The following is a 17,326-nucleotide window of genomic DNA, read 5'->3' on the forward strand; positions in this document are numbered from 1 at the left end:
GGTCGAACGGCTAAACTCGCCGTCTACGGGGTGGGGACTGGATCCATGAAACAACCGGGCGTGTTTCTCAGCCTCGTGACGGCAGTCATTGTAACGACCAGCGTCACCACGAGTTCGGCCGCCGCCGTCGACGATTACCCGACCTGGGACCAGGTGGAAGCCGCCAAGAGCAGCGTCGCCGCCACTCTCGCCGAGGTGGCCGCGATCGAACTCTCGCTCGACGAGTTGCAGACCCGCACCGCCACCCTCGGCGACGACGCCGTAGCGCTCAGCGCCGCCCATGAACAAACACAGGCGGATTACAGCGCAGCCGCAGCCCAGCAGAGCGTGCTCTCCGTTCAAGCGGATGCCGCATCCGCTCGCTCTGTCGACAGCGGCACCCGACTGGGCGCGTTGGGGGCCCAGCTTTATCGCGCCGCAGGCACCGATTTGAGTCTGGGCGCCTTCTTCGACAGCACGCACTCCGACGACCTGCTGTTTCGGCTCGGCACAATGGAGCGGCTCACGGAGCAGGCGGGGCGGCTCACCGCGGAGGCTGATGCCGAACGCAACTCGGCCGAGGCGCTCAGCGCGCAAGCCGAAGCGATGACCACGGAGCGCGACCGATTGCAGGCCGCAGCACTGGCCGGGCTGACTGCTGCGCGCGCGGCCCAGCAGGCAGCCGACGCGGAGGTCGTCGTAAAGCAGTCCGCGAGCGAGGTGCTCTATGCCCAGCTCGCGTCGCTGAAGAACTCATCCGCCGACGTGGAGAGGCAGTATCGAAACGGCGTGGCCGCCCAGCAGCAGTATCTCGAACACCAGCGCCAGGCTGCGGCCACCGCGGCGGCTGAGGCGTCCGCGTCATCCGGATCACCCGCGTCGTCGCCCGTACCGCCCGCCGGAGCCGTGATCGATCGCAGCGGCGCGCAGGCGATCGCCGCCACCCAGGTCGCCGCCCGGGGCTGGGGCACCGCCGAATTCACCTGCCTGGTTCAGCTCTGGCAACGGGAGTCAGGTTGGCGGGTGAGCGCCTACAACGCGTCCAGCGGCGCCTACGGAATTCCCCAGTCGCTTCCTGGGAGCAAGATGCAGACCGCGGGCGACGACTGGCAAACAAACCCCGCCACCCAGATCACCTGGGGCCTCGGCTACATCGCTTCCCGCTACAGCACCCCCTGTGGCGCCTGGGCACACTCCGAGGAGTACAACTGGTACTGAGCCCGGCTGCTGCTACGGCGTCCACCACGGCCGCAACGGCAGATCCCCGGCCGCGCCACCCTCGTGGGGCCTGGTCATCAGCACCTGGTGCAACTGGATCCCATTGCGCTCGAAGCCGAGCCTCGAACCCGCCATGTACAGCCCCCACACTTTCGCGGTGGGCAGCCCGACCTCCGCGACGGCCTCGTCCCAATGCTCGACCAGGTTGGCGCCCCAGTCGCGCAGAGTGAGCGCGTAGTGCTGGCGCAGGTTTTCCTCGTGCAGCACCTCGAGGCCTGTATCCTGCGCTTCGCTAATGATCCGGCCCGAGCCGGTGAGCTCCCCATCGGGGAAGACATAACGATCGATGAACCCGCGAGTCGCCGGTTCGGTCTGATTCTCCGGCCGGGTGATGCAGTGATTGAGCAGCAAGCCGCCGGGGCGCAGCCTGTCCTGCAGAAAGCGGAAGTACGACGCATAGTTGCGCACGCCGATGTGTTCGAGCAGCCCGATGGACGATATCGCATCAAAGCCGGTTTCCGTGACGTCGCGGTAGTCGCCGAAGCGAACCTCCGCCAGATCGCTCAGGCCGTCCTCGGCGACGGCCCGCTGCGCCCACGCGGTCTGCTCGATCGAGAGCGTGACTCCGGTGGCGCGCACACCGCGCCGGGCGGCGTAGCGCACCATGCCGCCCCAACCGCACCCGACGTCGAATAGCCGGTCGCCCGGCCTCAGCCGCAGCTTCTCAAACACGAGTCGGTATTTGTTCTCCTGCGCCTCGTCCAGGGAGGCGTCGCCGCTCGGGTAGCAGGCGCAGGTGTAGGTCATCGACGACCCAAGCACCCACTCGTAGAACCTGTTCGAGACGTCGTAGTGGTGGTGGATCGCGTCGGCGTCACGAGTCTTGCTGTGTCGTAGCCCTCCCGCAACGCGGCGCCAGCGGGGTTCCGCCTCCTCCGGCGGCGGCTCGATCGGGCGCAGCTGCCTGATTCCAATAGAGCGGATGATGTCCACCATCAGCCGCGCCGGTGGCCGGGTGAAAACCAGACTCTCGGAGAGTGCCTTGAGCAGTTCGTACGGGTCCCCAGGGTGCACCCCGCGGAGGTCGAGGTCGCCGGCGATATAGGCACGGGCCAGTCCGAGGTCGCCACGGCCCGTGGCGAGATAGTGGGTGCCGCGCGGCGTCAACAGGTCCAGCCCGAGCGGGACGTCCGGGGGTCCGGCCGAACTCCCGTCGTAGGCGGTGAACCGCACCGGAAGGCGTCCGCCGGCCAGAATTTCCAAGACCTGCGCGATGGTGAACGTGCCGGCCGAAGCATCCGTTTTACGATCTTTGAACGTCGTCATTGTCGTTGCACCGCCTTGGCATAGAGGTCGAGGAGACGTGAATCGGGGTCGTAGCGTTTTTTCGCGGCCCGGTAGGCTTGCCCGCCGTAGAGTTCGTCGAAGTCTTCACGGGAGTAGAACGAGTCGGAGTACAGCGACTTGTGCCCGTCAAGCTCGCCGACCTTGCGTTCGATGCGCCGGTTGGTCTCCCCCTCGATCGACCCGACCGGCACCGTCGACCAGAACCCGACGTTGACGTAGCTCTGCCGGGGTCGCATCGGGTAGAGCGGCCAGCGGTCATCGCCCCGCAAACGCAGCGGGCACAGCCAGATCGGTGCAATCGGCACCGTGTCGAGGAACCAGTCCAGAAATTCCGCGCACCGCTCCAGAGGCACCTCAACGTCTTGCACCACTCGCTCGAGCGGCGGCCGGCCGTGCAGTTTCTCGAGGAGGTCGCCGATCTGAAACCGCCGTTCAAGCCTCATCAGGGTTCCGTAAAAGCTGCTGCGCCGGTAACGCCCGGGCCAGCACCGGCGAATAAGCGGATGCTGCGCGCCGAACGCCTCGGAGCACCAGAACCAGTCGGTGTCCCAACGCCAGAGGTAGTCGTGAATCGTGAGGCGGTCGATTGGAACACCGCGCTCGTGTCGGATGGAGCGGTAGTAGATCTGTTGGCCGGTGTAGTCACTGACGGGGCCGGGCTCGCTGGTCTGCCGGCCCACGCAGAGGTAGCTTTCGTCGACGCTGAACACGACACCGTCGAGATAATCGACGGCGACACCGTCGAGACTGCCGGTCAGCAGGATGCCGTTGATCGCCGCGACCAGGTCGACGGACGCGTGGAACCGCACGTGCGTGAGAGCGACGAAGGGCTGGACAGGTTCGAGTTCGATGCGTAGCCGTACCGCGTAGCCCAGAGTTCCGTAGGAGTTGGGGAAGGCATGGTACAGCTCGGGGTTCTCGCGGCGCGATGCGGTGAGCAGTTCTCCGGCGCCGGTGAGGATGTCCAGTTCCAGCACGGATTCGTGGGGCAGGCCGTTGCGGAACGATGTCGACTCGATGCCGAGGCCGGTGACCGCGCCGCCGAGGGTGATGGTCTTCAACTGCGGCACGACCAGCGGCGCCAACCCGTAGCGCAGCGTCTCGGCAACGAGGTTTTCGTAGGTGCACATGCCGGCCACGTCGGCCGTTCGCGCCTCCGTATCAACAGCAATGACGCCGGTCAGTCCGGACGGGTCGAGCCCTGCGACCCGGGCTTTGGTCCGGGTCCGAAACAGATTCGAGGTGGACTTGGCCAATCGAATCGGGGCCGCCACCGGGACAGCGCGATAGCTCTGCAGTAGGCGCTGCACGCCGGCGGCGTGAGCGCTCCGGGCGTCGAGCACAACAGCGGGCACGCCCTCACGTTAGTCCCCGGTGAAGCGATCACACCAGTGCTCGTTGCCACCGATATCGCCCGCGTTCTGGCAGGCTCAGGCCAGGACCACGACGATCGGCATGCCGGCCGGCACACTAGAGCGGCCAGCAATCTTCTTCGCCAGGCCCGACGAGTTTCGCGCAGCCGACGCGGCGCGAGCTGCGGCATCCGCTTCATCAACCGGCTTCGAACAGCTATGAGCGCATAGCATTTCCCGAGGTCGTGTGTGTGGTTAGAAGTCCCAGTCGTCGTCTTCGGTCACGACGGCCTTGCCGATCACATACGAGGAGCCCGACCCGCTGAAGAAGTCGTGGTTCTCGTCGCCGTTCGGTGAGAGCGCGGAGAGAATCGCCGGGTTCACGTCGCAGACGTCCTTCGGGAAGATCGCCTCGTAGCCGAGGTTCATCAGCGCCTTATTGGCGTTGTAGTGCAGAAACTTCTTGACGTCTTCGGTCAGGCCGACCTCGTCATAGAGGTCCTGCGTGTACTGCACCTCGTTCTCGTACAGCTCGAACACGAGATTGAAGGTGTAATCCTTGATCTCGTCGCGACGCGCCTGCGTCTCTTTTTCGAGCCCCTTCTGAAACTTGTAGCCGATGTAGTAGCCGTGCACGGCTTCGTCACGAATGATCAAACGGATGAGGTCGGCCGTGTTGGTCAGGCGGGCGCGGCTGGAGAAATACATCGGCAGGTAGAAGCCCGAGTAGAACAGGAACGACTCGAGCAGCACCGAGGCGACCTTGCGCTTGAGCGGGTCGTCACCCTGGTAGTAATCCATGACGATCGATGCCTTGCGCTGCAGGTTCTCGTTCTCGGTCGACCAGCGAAAAGCTTCGTCGATCTCCTTGGTCGAGGCCAGCGTCGAGAAGATCGAGGAGTAGCTCTTGGCGTGCACCGACTCCATGAAGGCGATGTTCGTGTAGACGGCCTCTTCGTGCGGGGTGATCGCATCGGGGATGAGCGAGACAGCGCCCACTGTGCCCTGGATCGTGTCGAGCAGGGTCAGCCCCGCAAAGACGCGCATTGTGAGCTGCTGCTCCACCGGCGTCAGCTGGTTCCACGACTGGATGTCGTTGCTGAGCGGAACCTTCTCCGGCAGCCAGAAGTTATTGGTCAGGCGGTTCCAGACGTCGACGTCTTTATCGTCTTCGATCTTGTTCCAGTTGATCGCGTCAACGTGCGACACCAGCTTGAGCTTGTCAATCATGGGAGGTCCTCTTCGGATACTGCTTATTGGGTATTGCTTGGGTCGTTACTCGTCGGTGCCGGTGTGCGAAACCCAGCCAACCGCTGGTCGAGCTTGCCGAGACCGCCACGGTATTTCGATGGCGGTCGGGGCAAGCTCGACCAGCGGATTTAATCCATCATTCGATGCGCAAGATTAAAGCGCGCACGAGACGCAACCCTCAATTTCCGTGCCTTCGAGGGCCATCTGGCGCAGACGGATGTAGTAGATCGTCTTGATGCCCTTTTTCCACGCGTAGATCTGCGCGCGGTTGATGTCACGAGTCGTCGCGGTGTCCTTGAAGAACAGCGTCAGCGAGAGGCCCTGGTCAACGTGCTGGGTCGCCGCGGCGTACACATCGATGACCTTCTCGTAGCCGATCTCATAGGCGTCCTGGTAGAACTCCAGGTTGTCGTTCGTCATGAACGGCGCCGGGTAGTAGACGCGGCCCAGCTTGCCTTCCTTGCGAATCTCGATCTTGGCCGCGATCGGGTGAATCGACGCGGTCGAGTTGTTGATGTACGAGATCGACCCGGTCGGCGGCACGGCCTGCAGGTTCTGGTTGTAAATACCGTGCGCGACAACGGATGCCTTCAGCTCGGCCCAGTCCGCCTGCGTCGGAATCGACACTCCGGCCTGGGTGAACAGCTCGGCGCCGCGGTCAGTCGTCGGCTCCCACACCTGGTCGGTGTACTTGTCGAAGAACGCACCGGAGGCATAGGTGCTGTTTTCGAAGCCCTCGAAGGTGCGACCGCGCTCGATGGCGAGGGCGTTCGAGGCGCGCAGCGCGTGGAACAACACCGTGTAGAAGTAGATGTTGGTGAAGTCGATGCTCTCTTCACTGCCGTAGTAGATGCGCTCACGGGCGAGGTAGCCGTGCAGGTTCATCTGGCCGAGGCCAATGGCGTGCGAACGGTCGTTGCCGTCTTCGATGGAGCGAACCGAGCTGATGTGGCTCTGCTCGGACACCGCGTTCAGGCCACGAATGGCGGCGTTGACGGTGCGCCCGAGGTTGCCGGAGTCCATCGCCAGGGCGATGTTCATCGACCCGAGGTTGCAGGAGATGTCCTTGCCGATCTCGTTGTACGAGAGGTCCTCGTTGTACGTGGTCGGGGTGTTCACCTGCAGAATCTCGGAGCAGAGGTTCGACATGTTGATGCGACCGTCGATCGGGTTGGCCTTGTTCACCGTGTCTTCAAACATGATGTACGGGTAGCCGGACTCGAACTGAATCTCGGCGAGGGTCTGGAAGAACTCGCGCGCCTTCATCTTCGACTTCTTGATGCGGGGGTTGTCGACCATCTCGTGGTACTTCTCGGTCACCGAGATATCGGCGAAGGGCACTCCGTAGACCTTTTCCACGTCGTAGGGCGAGAAGAGGTACATCCACTCGTCATTCTTGGCGAGCTCAAAGGTGATGTCGGGAATGACGACACCGAGCGAGAGCGTCTTGATGCGAATCTTCTCGTCGGCGTTCTCCCGCTTGGTGTCGAGAAAACGCATGATGTCGGGGTGGTGCGCCTGCAGGTAGACGGCTCCGGCTCCCTGCCGGGCACCGAGCTGGTTGGCGTAGCTGAAGGAGTCTTCGAGCAGCTTCATCACGGGGATGATGCCGCTGGACTGGTTCTCGATCTGCTTGATCGGGGCGCCGGCCTCACGAATATTGCTGAGCAGCAGCGCCACGCCGCCGCCGCGCTTGGACAGCTGCAGCGAGGAGTTGATGCCGCGGCTGATCGACTCCATGTTGTCTTCGATTCGCAGCAGGAAGCAGGAGACGAGCTCGCCGCGCTGGGCCTTGCCCGAGTTCAAAAAGGTCGGCGTCGCGGGCTGAAAACGGCCGGCGATGATTTCTTCGACCAGTTCGACGGCAAGCTTCTCATCACCGGATGCGAGACCGAGCGCCGTCATGACGACGCGGTCTTCGAAACGCTCGAGATAACGCTTGCCGTCGAAAGTCTTCAGCGTGTACGAGGTGTAGTACTTGAATGCGCCGAGGAAGCTCTGGAAGCGGAACTTCTTGGAGTAGGCGAGGTCGTTCAGGCTCGTGATGAACTCGAACGAGTACTGGTCGAGCACGGCCTGCTCGTAATATTCCTTCTCGACCAGGTAGTCGAGGCGCTCGCGCAGCGAGTGAAAGAACACCGTGTTCTGGTTGACGTGCTGCAGAAAGAACTCCCGCGCGGCTTCCTGGTCTTTGTCGAACTGGATCTCCCCGTTCGGCCCGTACAGGTTGAGCATGGCGTTGAGCGAGTGGTAATCCATGCTCGGCGCATCCACTGGTGTGACTTTCACGGCTGTTGTTTCCAAAATTCTTCCAATCCGTCGTGAACGATGCGTACATCATCCGGTGTTCCAAATACTTCAAAGCGATACAGGTGCGGCACCTTGCACTTGGCGGCGATGATGTCGCCGGCCAGGCAATAGGCCGTGCCGAAATTCATGTTGCCGGCGCCGATGACGCCGCGAATCAAGGACCGGTTGGTCTCGTTGTTCAAAAACTTGATGACCTGCTTGGGGACAGCCCCGCCGTCACGGCCCCCACCATAGGTGGGCACGCACAGCACGAACGGAGCCTGGACGACGAGCGGCTCGTCGCGGGCGTGGAGCGGAATGCGTGCGGCCGACCGGCCCAGTTTTTCGACAAACCGATGGGTGTTGCCCGAGGTGCTGGAAAAGTACACCATGTCAGTCATCCGTGCGAGTCAATCCTGAGTTTGTGGGTGTTGGCGCGAGGGTGCGATCTGAACTACGCGAGGCGAGCGGCGAGCGCGTTGATCTTGTCCGGGCGAAAGCCGCTCCAGTGCTCTTCGTCGGTAATGACGACGGGCGCCTGCAGGTAACCAAGGGCCTTGACCGCGTCGAGAGCGTTCTCGTCGACCGAGAGATCGCGCACCTCGTACTCGATGCCCTTGTTGTCGAGGGCACGGTAGGTGGCCGTGCACTGCACGCAGGAGGGCTTCGTGTAAACGGTGATTGCCATGATTATGGCCTCTCTTCTTGGCTGATTCAGTCTAATTCTGCTCGCGATACTTCGCAAGTATGTTCTATAAAAAACTTCGACCTCGAGCCGGAATTCGTCGGAAATCGCAGTGTAAAGTGAGCAAGTTTTCGCCTGGCAATACTGCCTGGCTAGAGTCTCAATACTACATCTAGTGATCAAAGAAGAACAGAGCCACTACATACGGTAATTACATTTATGTAGTTATCCACCGACATTCCACAAGCCGCACACCGCCGACCGGCCCCAGACCGCCCGAATTCCGCGGAACCCCGGACAGTTATCCACAGGGCCTTGCCCTGACTATATTTTGCCTGTGGAATGTCCGACGGCGTGTCGCGGCCGGTCCCCACAGCGCGCGCGCACGGCACACAGAAAGGCCGGAACGCTCACGCGTTCCGGCCTTCGGGTGGGTAGTGCTAACGCAAGAACGGTCAGTGACCGCCCGACCGGCGCTTGTTGTACACGTCAAAAGCCACAGCGAGAAGCAGCACGAGGCCTTTGACTGCCTGCTGCCACTCGATGCCAATGCCGAGAATCGACATACCGTTGTTGAGCACACCAATGATCAGACCGCCAATGATGGCGCCGCCGACCGTACCGATGCCACCCTGCACGGCCGCACCACCGATGAACGCTGCCGAAATGGCCTCGAGTTCGAAGCCATCACCGGCCTTCGGGCCGGCGAGATTAAGCCGGGCGGTGAAGATGAGGCCCGCCAGGGCGGCGAGAATACCCATGTTCACGAACAGGTAGAAGTCGACCTTGCGGTTCTTGATGCCGGAGAGTTCGGCTGCGTGGCGGTTGCCGCCGATCGCGTAGATGTGGCGGCCGAACACCGTCCGGTTCATCACAACACCATAGATGAGCACGAGCACGGCGAGCACGATCAGGGTGACCGGGATGCCCTTATAGCTCGCAAGCGCGTAGGCGAAGAAGCCAACTGCCGCGGTGATCAGGATGAGCTTGGTCACGAACCACACCAGGGGCTCGACCTCTTGGCCGTACTTGGACCGTCCCAGGCGCGTGCGCACCTGCTGCACGATCAGAGCAATCACGGCGATCAGTCCGACTCCGAGGGTGAGCGGGTCGAGGTCGAACTCGCCGAACACGTCGGTGAGAAAGCCGTTGCCGAGCGCACGGTACTCGGCCGGGAAGGAGCCGATATTCGTATTTCCGAGCACAACGAGCGCCAGGCCGCGAAAGATGAGCATGCCCGCCAGGGTCACGATGAACGCCGGGATTCCCACATAGGCAATCCAGAAGCCCTGCCACACGCCAACGAGAGCGCCGATACCGAGCGACATAATGATGGCCAGCCACCACGGCAGGCCCCACTGCACGGCGAAGACACCGGAACATGCGCCGACGAAAGCGGCCACCGATCCCACCGACAGGTCGATGTGGCCCGCAACGATCACCATCACCATTCCAATGGCGAGAACGAGAATGTAGCCGTTCTGCACGATCAAGTTGGAGATATTTTGCGGGCGTAAAAGGATGCCGTCGGTCAGGACCGTAAACAGCACCACCACCAGAACGAGGGCAATGAAAATACCGTTCTTGCCCAGGTCGGCCAAAACGTGACTCAGCCAAGACGTGGCTTTGTTCTCACTCGGGTTGACCAGGCCTCCCGTGGCCGGCGTGGTCTCTTGATCACTCATTGGGGTTCTCCTTTTCCGCTAGCGCCGGCGCTAGCGGGCCTTTTCCATGGTCATGTGCTTAATAAGGGTCTCCGGCGTGGCGGTCTCAATCGGGAATTCCCCGGTGATGGCACCCTCAGCCAGGGTATAAATGCGATCGCAAATGCCGAGCAGTTCCGGCAGCTCCGAAGAGATGACAATAACGCCCTTACCGGCCGCGGCAAGTTTGTTGATGATTGTGTAAATTTCGTATTTGGCCCCCACGTCGATCCCGCGGGTGGGCTCGTCAAGAATCAAAACGTCGGGGTTGGAATAGATCCACTTCGACAGCACCACCTTCTGCTGGTTGCCACCAGAAAGTTTGCCAGTCTTGACGAGCACGTTCGGAGCCTTGATATTCATGCTCGTGCGGTATTCGTTGGCGACCTGATACTCCTCGTTGTCATTCACGAGGCCCTTGCGTACCAGCCGATGCAGCGCCGCCATAGAGACGTTGCGCTTAATGTCTTCGATCAGGTTCAGGCCGTAGGTCTTGCGGTCCTCAGTAGCGTAGGCGATGCCGTTGTCGATGGCTTCGGTCACGGTGCGGGTCTTGATCTCGGTGCCGTGCTTGAATACCTTGCCGGTGATGCGGCTCCCGTAGGAACGCCCAAACAGGCTCATTGCGAATTCCGTGCGGCCAGCCCCCATGAGGCCGGCGATTCCCACAATCTCACCGGCACGTACGCTGAGGTTGACGTGGTCAACCATCATGCGCGTCACGTCTTGCGGGTGAAAAGCGGTCCAGTCCTCAACCCGAAGGATCTCTTCCCCAATGTCGGGAGTGTGATCCGGGTAGCGGTGCTCGAGGTCACGACCGACCATGTCTTTGATGATGCGTTCTTCGGTGACGTCGAGCTTAGCGATGGTTTCAATGGCCCGGCCGTCACGGATGATCGTGACCGCGTCGGAGACTTTCTTGATCTCGTTGAGCTTGTGGCTGATGATGATCGACGTGATGCCCTGACCCTTGAGGTGCAGGATGAGATCGAGCAAATGGTCGGAGTCGTCATCGTTGAGGGCCGCCGTTGGCTCATCCAGGATCAGCAATTTCACTCGTTTCGAGAGCGCCTTAGCAATCTCGACGAGCTGCTGCTTGCCGACGCCGATGTCCATGATCCGCGTCGTTGGATTTTCGCGCAGCCCCACCCGGGCAAGAAGCTTGGCAGCCTCAGAGTTGGTCTTGTTCCAGTCAATGAGACCGAAGGCGCCGCGCTGTTCGTTGTTCAGAAAGATGTTCTCGGCAATAGAGAGGTACGGACTGAGCGCGAGCTCCTGGTGAATAATCACGATTCCCTTGGCCTCGGAATCGCTGATGCTCTTGAACTCAACGATTTCGTCTTCGAAGACGATGTCGCCGGTGTAGGTGCCGTGCGGGTAGACGCCGCTGAGCACCTTCATCAGGGTTGACTTTCCGGCACCGTTCTCGCCGCAGATGGCGTGGACCTCCCCGCGACTGACGTCGAGTGTCACGTCAGAGAGCGCCTTTACTCCGGGAAACGTCTTGGTGATGCCGCGCATCTCAAGGATGTTCGTAGTCACGTGAGCACCTTCTTTATTCCTCTATTGCATGGTCAGAACCCGGGCGATTTCGGCGACCGGTAAAAATGTGGGGGGCACAACGGCCGGTGGGGTAAAACTACCCCACCGACCGTTGGGCACGGGCTAAACAGGGGCAGCGAAACCTAGCCGTTGATTTCTGCTTCTGTCCAGTAGCCCGAATCAATCAGCACGGACGGGATGTTGTCCTTGACCACGATCGTCGAGTCGAGCAGGAACGACGGAACGATCTTCACACCGTTGTCGTAGTCCTCCGAGTTGTTGGTCTCGGGGGTCTCGCCATTCAGCAGGGCGACGGCCATGTTCACGGCGACGGATGCGAGCTCGCGCGTGTCCTTGAAGATGGTGCCGTACTGCTCACCCGAGTTGATCGCCTTGACCGAGTCGATCTCGGCGTCCTGGCCGGAGATGATGGGCCAGCCGTCACCGACGGAGTAGCCAGACCCCTCGAGGGCAGAGATGATGCCACGAGAGATGCCGTCGTATGGCGACAGGATGGCGTTGACCACGGTGCCGTCCGAGTACTGCGCGGTGAGGAGGTCCTCCATGCGAGCCTGTGCTTCTTCTCCGGCCCAGCGGAGGGTAGCGACCTGCTCGATGTCGGTCTGGTTGCTCTTGACCACGAGGACGCCGTCGTCGATCAGCGGCTGGAAGGCATCCATTGCACCGTTGAAGAAGAAGAATGCGTTGTTGTCATCGAGCGAACCGGCGAAGAGCTCAAGGTTGAACGGACCGGCCGGCGCGCCCTCGATGGGCGTTCCGTCGAGTTCGGCAAGTCCGAGTCCGTTCAGGACCGACCAGGCCTGCTGCTGTCCAACCTTGAAGTTGTCGAAGGAGGCGTAGTAGTCGACGTTTTCGGTATCGCGGATGAGTCGGTCATATGCGATGACGGGAATGTCTGCGTCAGCGGCGTCCTGCAACACGCTCGTGAGCGTCGTGCCGTCGATCGAGGCCACGATCAGGGCTTCAGCACCCTTGGTGATCATGTTCTCAATCTGCGAGACCTGCATGGGGATATCGTCCTCGGCGTACTGGAGGTCGACGGTGAAGCCCTGTTCCTCGAGCTGGCTCTTGACGGCGTTACCATCGGCGATCCAACGCTCGGAGCTCTTGGTCGGCATGGCAACACCGATCAGTCCCTTGTCGCCACCTCCGTCGGTGCCGGTGGATGTGGCGCCGGATGAGCAGGCTGCCATCGATACCGCGAGGGCACCCGCGGCCACGACTGCGAAGAATACGTTCTTTTTCACTGTGTTACCTTTCATTCTGTTTATCGTCATTGATGTGAAATTGCAGGATTGTGGAGCAGTTACAGGCCTCGTGCCAGACGGTAGTAGGCCTGATTCCAACGCACTTCGCGGGTGAAATCGCGCAGGGTGGTGGTTTTATCGATCACGAGAAGCTCGGTGCGAGCGATCTCGGCGAAATCGTGGAGCACCTCGGTGCCGCCGGCAGACGACGTTGCGGTGGTGCGGTCAGCTGCCATCACTGCAACGCCCCCTGCGGTGCTTGTCCGTAGACATTCTGGTAGCGGGCGAACAGGGAATCGATAGATTCCTGTGGGATCGGGACGAGTTCACCACCCACGCGGGCAAGCTGAACCGTGCGGGCAACGTCCTCCACCATGACCGCGGCCTTCACAGCATCGCGAGCGTCCTTGCCGATCGTGAAGGGCCCGTGGTTCGCCATCAAGACGGCACGAGAACGGTGGCCGGTGAGAGTCTCCACGATGCCGCGGCCGATCGAATCGTCGCCGATAATGGCGAAAGGTCCGACCGGGATCGGGCCGCCGAATTCGTCGGCCATGGCCGTGATAACGCACGGGATGGCTTCATTGCGGGCGGCCCAGGCCGTGGCGTAGGTGGAGTGCGTGTGCACGACACCGCCGACATCGGGCATGTTCCGGTAGACGAAGGCGTGTGCTGCGGTGTCACTCGACGGCGAGCGGTCCGCGCCCGGCGTGCCGGGGATGACATTTCCGTCGAGGTCACAGAGAATCATGTTCTCCGGCGCCAGGTCGGCGTAGTCGACCCCGCTGGGCTTGATGACGAACAGGTCGGCGCCCGGCACCCGGCCGGAGACATTGCCGCCGGTCCAGACCACGAGCCCGTTGCGAAACAGCTCCGCGTGCAGGCGGGTGATTTCAGCGCGAACGCGGGCGACCGCGACCTCGATCTGGGGGCCGTAGGTGCTCATGCGAACACCAGCGTGGCGCGGTCCGTGGCCGCGGCCGGACGGCCGCCGGCAGCGCGCACCATAACGGCCCGGCTCGGATTGGCCACGCTCAACGCGCGCGGCCCGCCGTCGACCGAGGTCAGGGACTCGGCGCAGGAGATCGCATCGGTTGTACTCACGGAATCGACTCCTATGTCAGGTCTGAGCGCGGACGATACCGCGAGTGGTTCGGGTGTGGTGACAGGGCAATCGCTTGACTCGATCTGCATGTTCCGACCGAATGTGATCGGTCACATTGCTGTGTGTTTATGTTAGCGGCATTGGGACACACTGTGTCAACAGCGACTGTGTCTCGTTTGAATAACGCTCGAAATCGCGCATCCCGCCGATCGAAATCGCTACAAAGGATCGATCGACCCGCAGGCCGACCCTCAGAACGCCGGGCGCGCGGTCGAGCCGCGAACGATGAGCTCCGGCATGATGGCGCCCTGATTTTCCGCGGTGGTGCCCGCGATGTTGGCCAGCAGCAGCGCGACGCAGCGCCGGCCGAGCTCGGCGAAGTCCTGGCGCACCGTCGTGAGCGGTGGCCAAAAGTGAGCCGCCTCCGGGATGTCGTCGAAGCCCACGATGCTCACGTCGCGGGGGACCTCGAGCCCGGCTTCCCGGATCGCGTGCATGAGGCCAAGGGCCATCTGGTCGTTGGACGAGAAGATTGCAGTGAAGTCCCGCACGTGCAGCAGTTCGCGCCCGGCGTGATAGCCGAATTGCGCAGTCCAGTCGCCGAGGATCGGCGCCGTGGTCGGAACTTCCCTGGCCCCCATCTCCTCCAGGAAGCCGTGCATGCGAGCCTCGGCCTCGATCCAGTCCTGCGGCCCGGCGAGATGATAGATGTCACGGTGCCCGAGGTCGATGAGGTGCCGAGTGGCCAGTCGTGCACCGGCGATCTGGTCCACGGTGAGGGCGTTGACGCCCACGTTCCCGGAGGACTGCAGCGTCACGAACGGCACATCGATCGACAGTAGCTTGAGGGCATTGAACACCTGCACCTGCGGTGCGATCACCACGATCCCCTCCACGGACTGGGACATCAGGTGGTCGACGGCCGCCGCGATGGACCCGGGCTCCCCACGATTGAGGTTCGCCGTGTTCACAAAGTATCCGGCGTCCCGCGCCGCGTCCTGGATCGCGGCGATGCTGCTCGCCGGGCCGTATTCGGCGCTCGACGCGGACAGCACACCGATCGTGCGGGATCGTCCGCGCGAGAGTGCGCGGGCGGCCCGATTGGGCCGGTATTGCAGTTCTTCGATGACCGCGAGCACCCGGGCTTTGGTGGAGTCGCGGATGCTGGCGTGATTGTTGAGCACGCGCGATACGGTCTGGTGGGAGACCCCGGCGAGGCGCGCGACGTCGCGGATGCTCGGCGCACGCTCTTTCGTTGAGTCGTCCGACACGGTCACCCCCGAAGTCATGTGCACGGTCACAATTTGGCCCGCGGTTACATTATGCAGGCACAGACCGCGATGTGACAGTCACATTGTGACGGTCACATTCGCCCGGCCCGACTCGTGTCGCAAAGCACGGCACACTGGAGTTATGCCCATTCTCAACAAAGACATGACCCTGTGCATCTCACTCGCGGCCCGCCCGAGCAACCTGGGCACCCGATTTCACAACTATCTCTACGAAGAATTCGGCCTGAACTACATTTACAAGGCCTTCGCCCCGGTTGATCTGGCGAATGCGATCGCCGGCGTGCGCGGATTAGGCATCCGCGGTTGCGCCGTGTCGATGCCCTACAAAGAAGACGTCATCGCTCTCATCGATGAAATGGATGCCTCGGCGTCGGCCATCGACTCGGTCAACACGATCGTCAACAACGCGGGGCACCTCACGGCGTACAACACCGACTATTCCGCAGTGCAGCGTCTGCTCGCCGAGCACGCCGTGCCGCGGAACTATTCGGTCATTCTGCGCGGCAGCGGCGGCATGGCCAAGGCCGTCGCAGCGGCCCTGCACGATGCCGGGTTCGCCCAGGGCACGATCGTGGCACGCAACGAGGGCACCGGCCGGGCGCTGGCCGCACTCTACGGTTACGACTGGGCACCCGAGGTCGGCCCGCTCACCGCCGACCTCATCGTCAACGTCACGCCGGTGGGTATGACCGGAGGCGCGGGATCCGCTGAAACGTCATTTCTGCCCGAAACGATAGCGGGGGCACGCCTGGTCTTCGACGTTGTGGCCTCCCCCGCCGAAACTCCGCTCATTCTGGCGGCGCAAGCGCTCGGCAAGCCGGTCATCACGGGAGCCGAGGTCGTCGCGCTGCAGGCCGAGGAGCAGTTCTTTCTCTACACCGGCATCCGCCCAACTCCCGATCAGGTGCGCCGGGCCTCCGCTTTCTCCCGCGAGCCCTGACCCCGCTCTCTGCACCGGACCGGGCCCCGTCCCGGGGCCCAGCTTAGAAACTGGGCCCACGTTCATAAGCTGGGCCCGCACGCGCGATACCCCGCAAGTCTTTCCGGGCCCGGGCCCGGGCCCGGAAAGCGGGCCCATGATCGATCATGGGCCCGCTTTCCTAACCTGGGCCCGCAACAAACGCGTCGGTCCAGATCAGGCCCCGGGCAGCGCACCCTTCAGATCGGCGATGAGGTCCTCGACGTCTTCGATTCCGACCGAGAGGCGAATGATATTGTCGGGCACTTCGAGCTCGGTCCCGCGCACCGAGGCGTGCGTCATTTCCGAGGGGTAGTTCACGAGCGACTCCACGCCGCCAAGCGATTCGGCCAGCTGGAACAGGTGCATCGACTCGGCGAACTGGCGTGCGGCCGCGGCGCCACCGGCGAACGCGATGGAGATCATGCCGCCGAAGCCGGACATCTGCTTCTTGGCCAGCTCGTGCCCCGGATGGCCGGGCAGCCCCGGGTAGTAGACCTGCTCGATGGCTGGGTGGCCGTCGAGAAATTCGGCGATGGCCTGGGCGTTCTTGCAGTGCCGTTCCATGCGCACCGAGAGTGTCTTGATGCCGCGGACGGTCAACCAGGAATCGAGCGGGGCCGACACCGGCCCGGCCGCGAACTGCAGAAACTTGGCCTTCTCGTGCAGCTCGTCATCGTTGATGATGAGCGCGCCGCCGAGCACATCAGAGTGGCCGCCAAGATATTTCGTGGTCGAGTGTACGACGACGTCAGCGCCGAAGGCAAGCGGATGCTGCAGGGCCGGCGACGCAAACGTGTTGTCGACGATCGCGATGACACCGTGCCGGTGCGCGATCTCGGACAGTGCCGCGATGTCGCTGATCTTCATCAGCGGGTTGCTCGGCGTCTCCACCCAGAGGATTTTGGTTTCGGGGCGGATGGCCGCCTCAACCGCCGCAAGGTCGCTCATCTCAACGGTCGTGTTGAGCACGCCCCAGGCTCCGTGCACCTGGTTGATGAGCCGGTGGGTTCCTCCGTAGACGTCGTTGCCGAGCACCACGTGGTCGCCCGGCTTGAGGATGGCACGCAAAATGGTGTCTTCCGCGGCTAGACCACTCGCGAACGACAGGCCGTGCTTGCCGCCTTCCAACGCGGCGAGCAGGGATTCGAGCCCGGTGCGGGTGGGGTTGCCGCCGCGGCTGTACTCGTAACCGCCGCGCAGGTTGCCGATGCTCTCCTGCACGTAGGTGGAAGTCTGGTAGATCGGCGGAATGACGGCGCCGGTCGTCGGGTCAAATTCCTGACCGGCGTGGATGGCGATCGTGTCGAACTTGTTAGCCATGGGTGCTCCCTGTG

The 17,326-nt window shown here is 62.5% G+C and carries 17 protein-coding genes; 3 read left to right on the forward strand and 14 right to left on the reverse strand.

Going from position 1 to position 17,326, the window contains the following annotated elements:
• The first annotated feature begins 45 nt into the window (after positions 1–45).
• Positions 46–1,197, forward strand: coding sequence for a lytic transglycosylase domain-containing protein (locus E3T43_RS04855; protein ID WP_134471540.1), 1,152 nt, complete (start codon positions 46–48; stop codon positions 1,195–1,197).
• 12 nt (positions 1,198–1,209) lie between these two features.
• Here the strand turns inward: E3T43_RS04855 and E3T43_RS04860 are convergent, their stop codons facing one another.
• A complete protein-coding gene (locus E3T43_RS04860) occupies positions 1,210–2,523 on the reverse strand; it encodes a class I SAM-dependent methyltransferase (protein ID WP_134444071.1) in 1,314 nt (437 codons plus the stop codon).
• The gene (locus E3T43_RS04865) at positions 2,520–3,899 is read right to left on the reverse strand and encodes an FAD-binding oxidoreductase (protein ID WP_134471541.1); all 1,380 of its coding nucleotides are present in this window, start codon (positions 3,897–3,899) and stop codon (positions 2,520–2,522) included. The genes E3T43_RS04860 and E3T43_RS04865 overlap by 4 nt, the downstream gene beginning before the upstream one ends.
• Positions 3,900–3,942: 43 nt before the next feature.
• Here E3T43_RS04865 and E3T43_RS18670 point away from each other — a divergent pair, with 43 nt between their 5' ends.
• Positions 3,943–4,119, forward strand: a complete 177-nt coding sequence (locus tag E3T43_RS18670; RefSeq protein ID WP_166791234.1) for a hypothetical protein — start codon at positions 3,943–3,945, stop codon at positions 4,117–4,119.
• A 32-nt stretch (positions 4,120–4,151) separates the two neighbouring features.
• On the opposite strand, the gene nrdF is transcribed toward E3T43_RS18670, so the two are convergent.
• The 11 genes from nrdF to E3T43_RS04915 all read right to left on the reverse strand — a co-directional run bounded on the left by nrdF (position 4,152) and on the right by E3T43_RS04915 (position 15,028).
• Positions 4,152–5,126: a class 1b ribonucleoside-diphosphate reductase subunit beta gene (gene nrdF, locus E3T43_RS04870; protein ID WP_104132179.1), complete on the reverse strand. Its 975-nt coding sequence runs from the start codon at positions 5,124–5,126 to the stop codon at positions 4,152–4,154.
• Between the two features lie 174 nt (positions 5,127–5,300).
• Entirely contained in the window at positions 5,301–7,406 is a 2,106-nt protein-coding gene (gene nrdE / locus E3T43_RS04875) for a class 1b ribonucleoside-diphosphate reductase subunit alpha (protein WP_134444248.1), read from the reverse strand.
• A 26-nt stretch (positions 7,407–7,432) separates the two neighbouring features.
• The gene (gene nrdI, locus E3T43_RS04880; RefSeq protein ID WP_092448337.1) at positions 7,433–7,837 is read right to left on the reverse strand and encodes a class Ib ribonucleoside-diphosphate reductase assembly flavoprotein NrdI; all 405 of its coding nucleotides are present in this window, start codon (positions 7,835–7,837) and stop codon (positions 7,433–7,435) included.
• Positions 7,838–7,890: 53 nt separating this feature from the next.
• Complete coding sequence (gene nrdH, locus E3T43_RS04885) at positions 7,891–8,124, reverse strand: glutaredoxin-like protein NrdH (RefSeq protein ID WP_092448338.1); 234 nt, start codon at positions 8,122–8,124, stop codon at positions 7,891–7,893.
• Positions 8,125–8,576: 452 nt separating this feature from the next.
• The gene (mmsB, locus tag E3T43_RS04890; protein ID WP_134444077.1) at positions 8,577–9,806 is read right to left on the reverse strand and encodes a multiple monosaccharide ABC transporter permease; all 1,230 of its coding nucleotides are present in this window, start codon (positions 9,804–9,806) and stop codon (positions 8,577–8,579) included.
• A gap of 30 nt (positions 9,807–9,836) precedes the next feature.
• Complete coding sequence (gene mmsA, locus E3T43_RS04895) at positions 9,837–11,366, reverse strand: multiple monosaccharide ABC transporter ATP-binding protein (protein WP_134444079.1); 1,530 nt, start codon at positions 11,364–11,366, stop codon at positions 9,837–9,839.
• A 143-nt stretch (positions 11,367–11,509) separates the two neighbouring features.
• Positions 11,510–12,580 carry a multiple monosaccharide ABC transporter substrate-binding protein gene (gene chvE / locus E3T43_RS04900; RefSeq protein WP_370449877.1) on the reverse strand — a complete coding sequence of 357 codons (1,071 nt, stop codon included), beginning with the start codon at positions 12,578–12,580 and terminating at the stop codon, positions 11,510–11,512.
• Positions 12,581–12,693: 113 nt separating this feature from the next.
• Complete coding sequence (locus E3T43_RS04905) at positions 12,694–12,873, reverse strand: hypothetical protein (protein WP_134471542.1); 180 nt, start codon at positions 12,871–12,873, stop codon at positions 12,694–12,696.
• Positions 12,870–13,580 (reverse strand): L-ribulose-5-phosphate 4-epimerase, encoded by a 711-nt coding sequence (locus E3T43_RS04910; RefSeq protein WP_134471543.1) that lies wholly within the window; start codon positions 13,578–13,580, stop codon positions 12,870–12,872. Before E3T43_RS04910 ends, E3T43_RS04905 begins: the two co-directional genes overlap by 4 nt.
• Positions 13,577–13,738 (reverse strand): hypothetical protein, encoded by a 162-nt coding sequence (locus E3T43_RS18675; protein ID WP_166789509.1) that lies wholly within the window; start codon positions 13,736–13,738, stop codon positions 13,577–13,579. The genes E3T43_RS04910 and E3T43_RS18675 overlap by 4 nt, the downstream gene beginning before the upstream one ends.
• A gap of 252 nt (positions 13,739–13,990) precedes the next feature.
• Complete coding sequence (locus E3T43_RS04915; RefSeq protein ID WP_166789520.1) at positions 13,991–15,028, reverse strand: LacI family DNA-binding transcriptional regulator; 1,038 nt, start codon at positions 15,026–15,028, stop codon at positions 13,991–13,993.
• Positions 15,029–15,152: 124 nt separating this feature from the next.
• Between E3T43_RS04915 and E3T43_RS04920 the strand changes: the two genes are divergently transcribed.
• Positions 15,153–15,971, forward strand: coding sequence for a shikimate 5-dehydrogenase (locus E3T43_RS04920; protein WP_134471544.1), 819 nt, complete (start codon positions 15,153–15,155; stop codon positions 15,969–15,971).
• A gap of 195 nt (positions 15,972–16,166) precedes the next feature.
• On the opposite strand, the gene E3T43_RS04925 is transcribed toward E3T43_RS04920, so the two are convergent.
• On the reverse strand, positions 16,167–17,312 hold the full coding sequence (locus E3T43_RS04925) for a cystathionine gamma-synthase (RefSeq protein WP_134471545.1): 1,146 nt from the start codon (positions 17,310–17,312) through the stop codon (positions 16,167–16,169).
• Positions 17,313–17,326 lie beyond the last annotated feature (14 nt).

This window comes from Cryobacterium sp. Hh7 (genome assembly GCF_004403155.1).
GTDB classification, from domain to species: Bacteria; Actinomycetota; Actinomycetes; order Actinomycetales; family Microbacteriaceae; genus Cryobacterium; species Cryobacterium levicorallinum.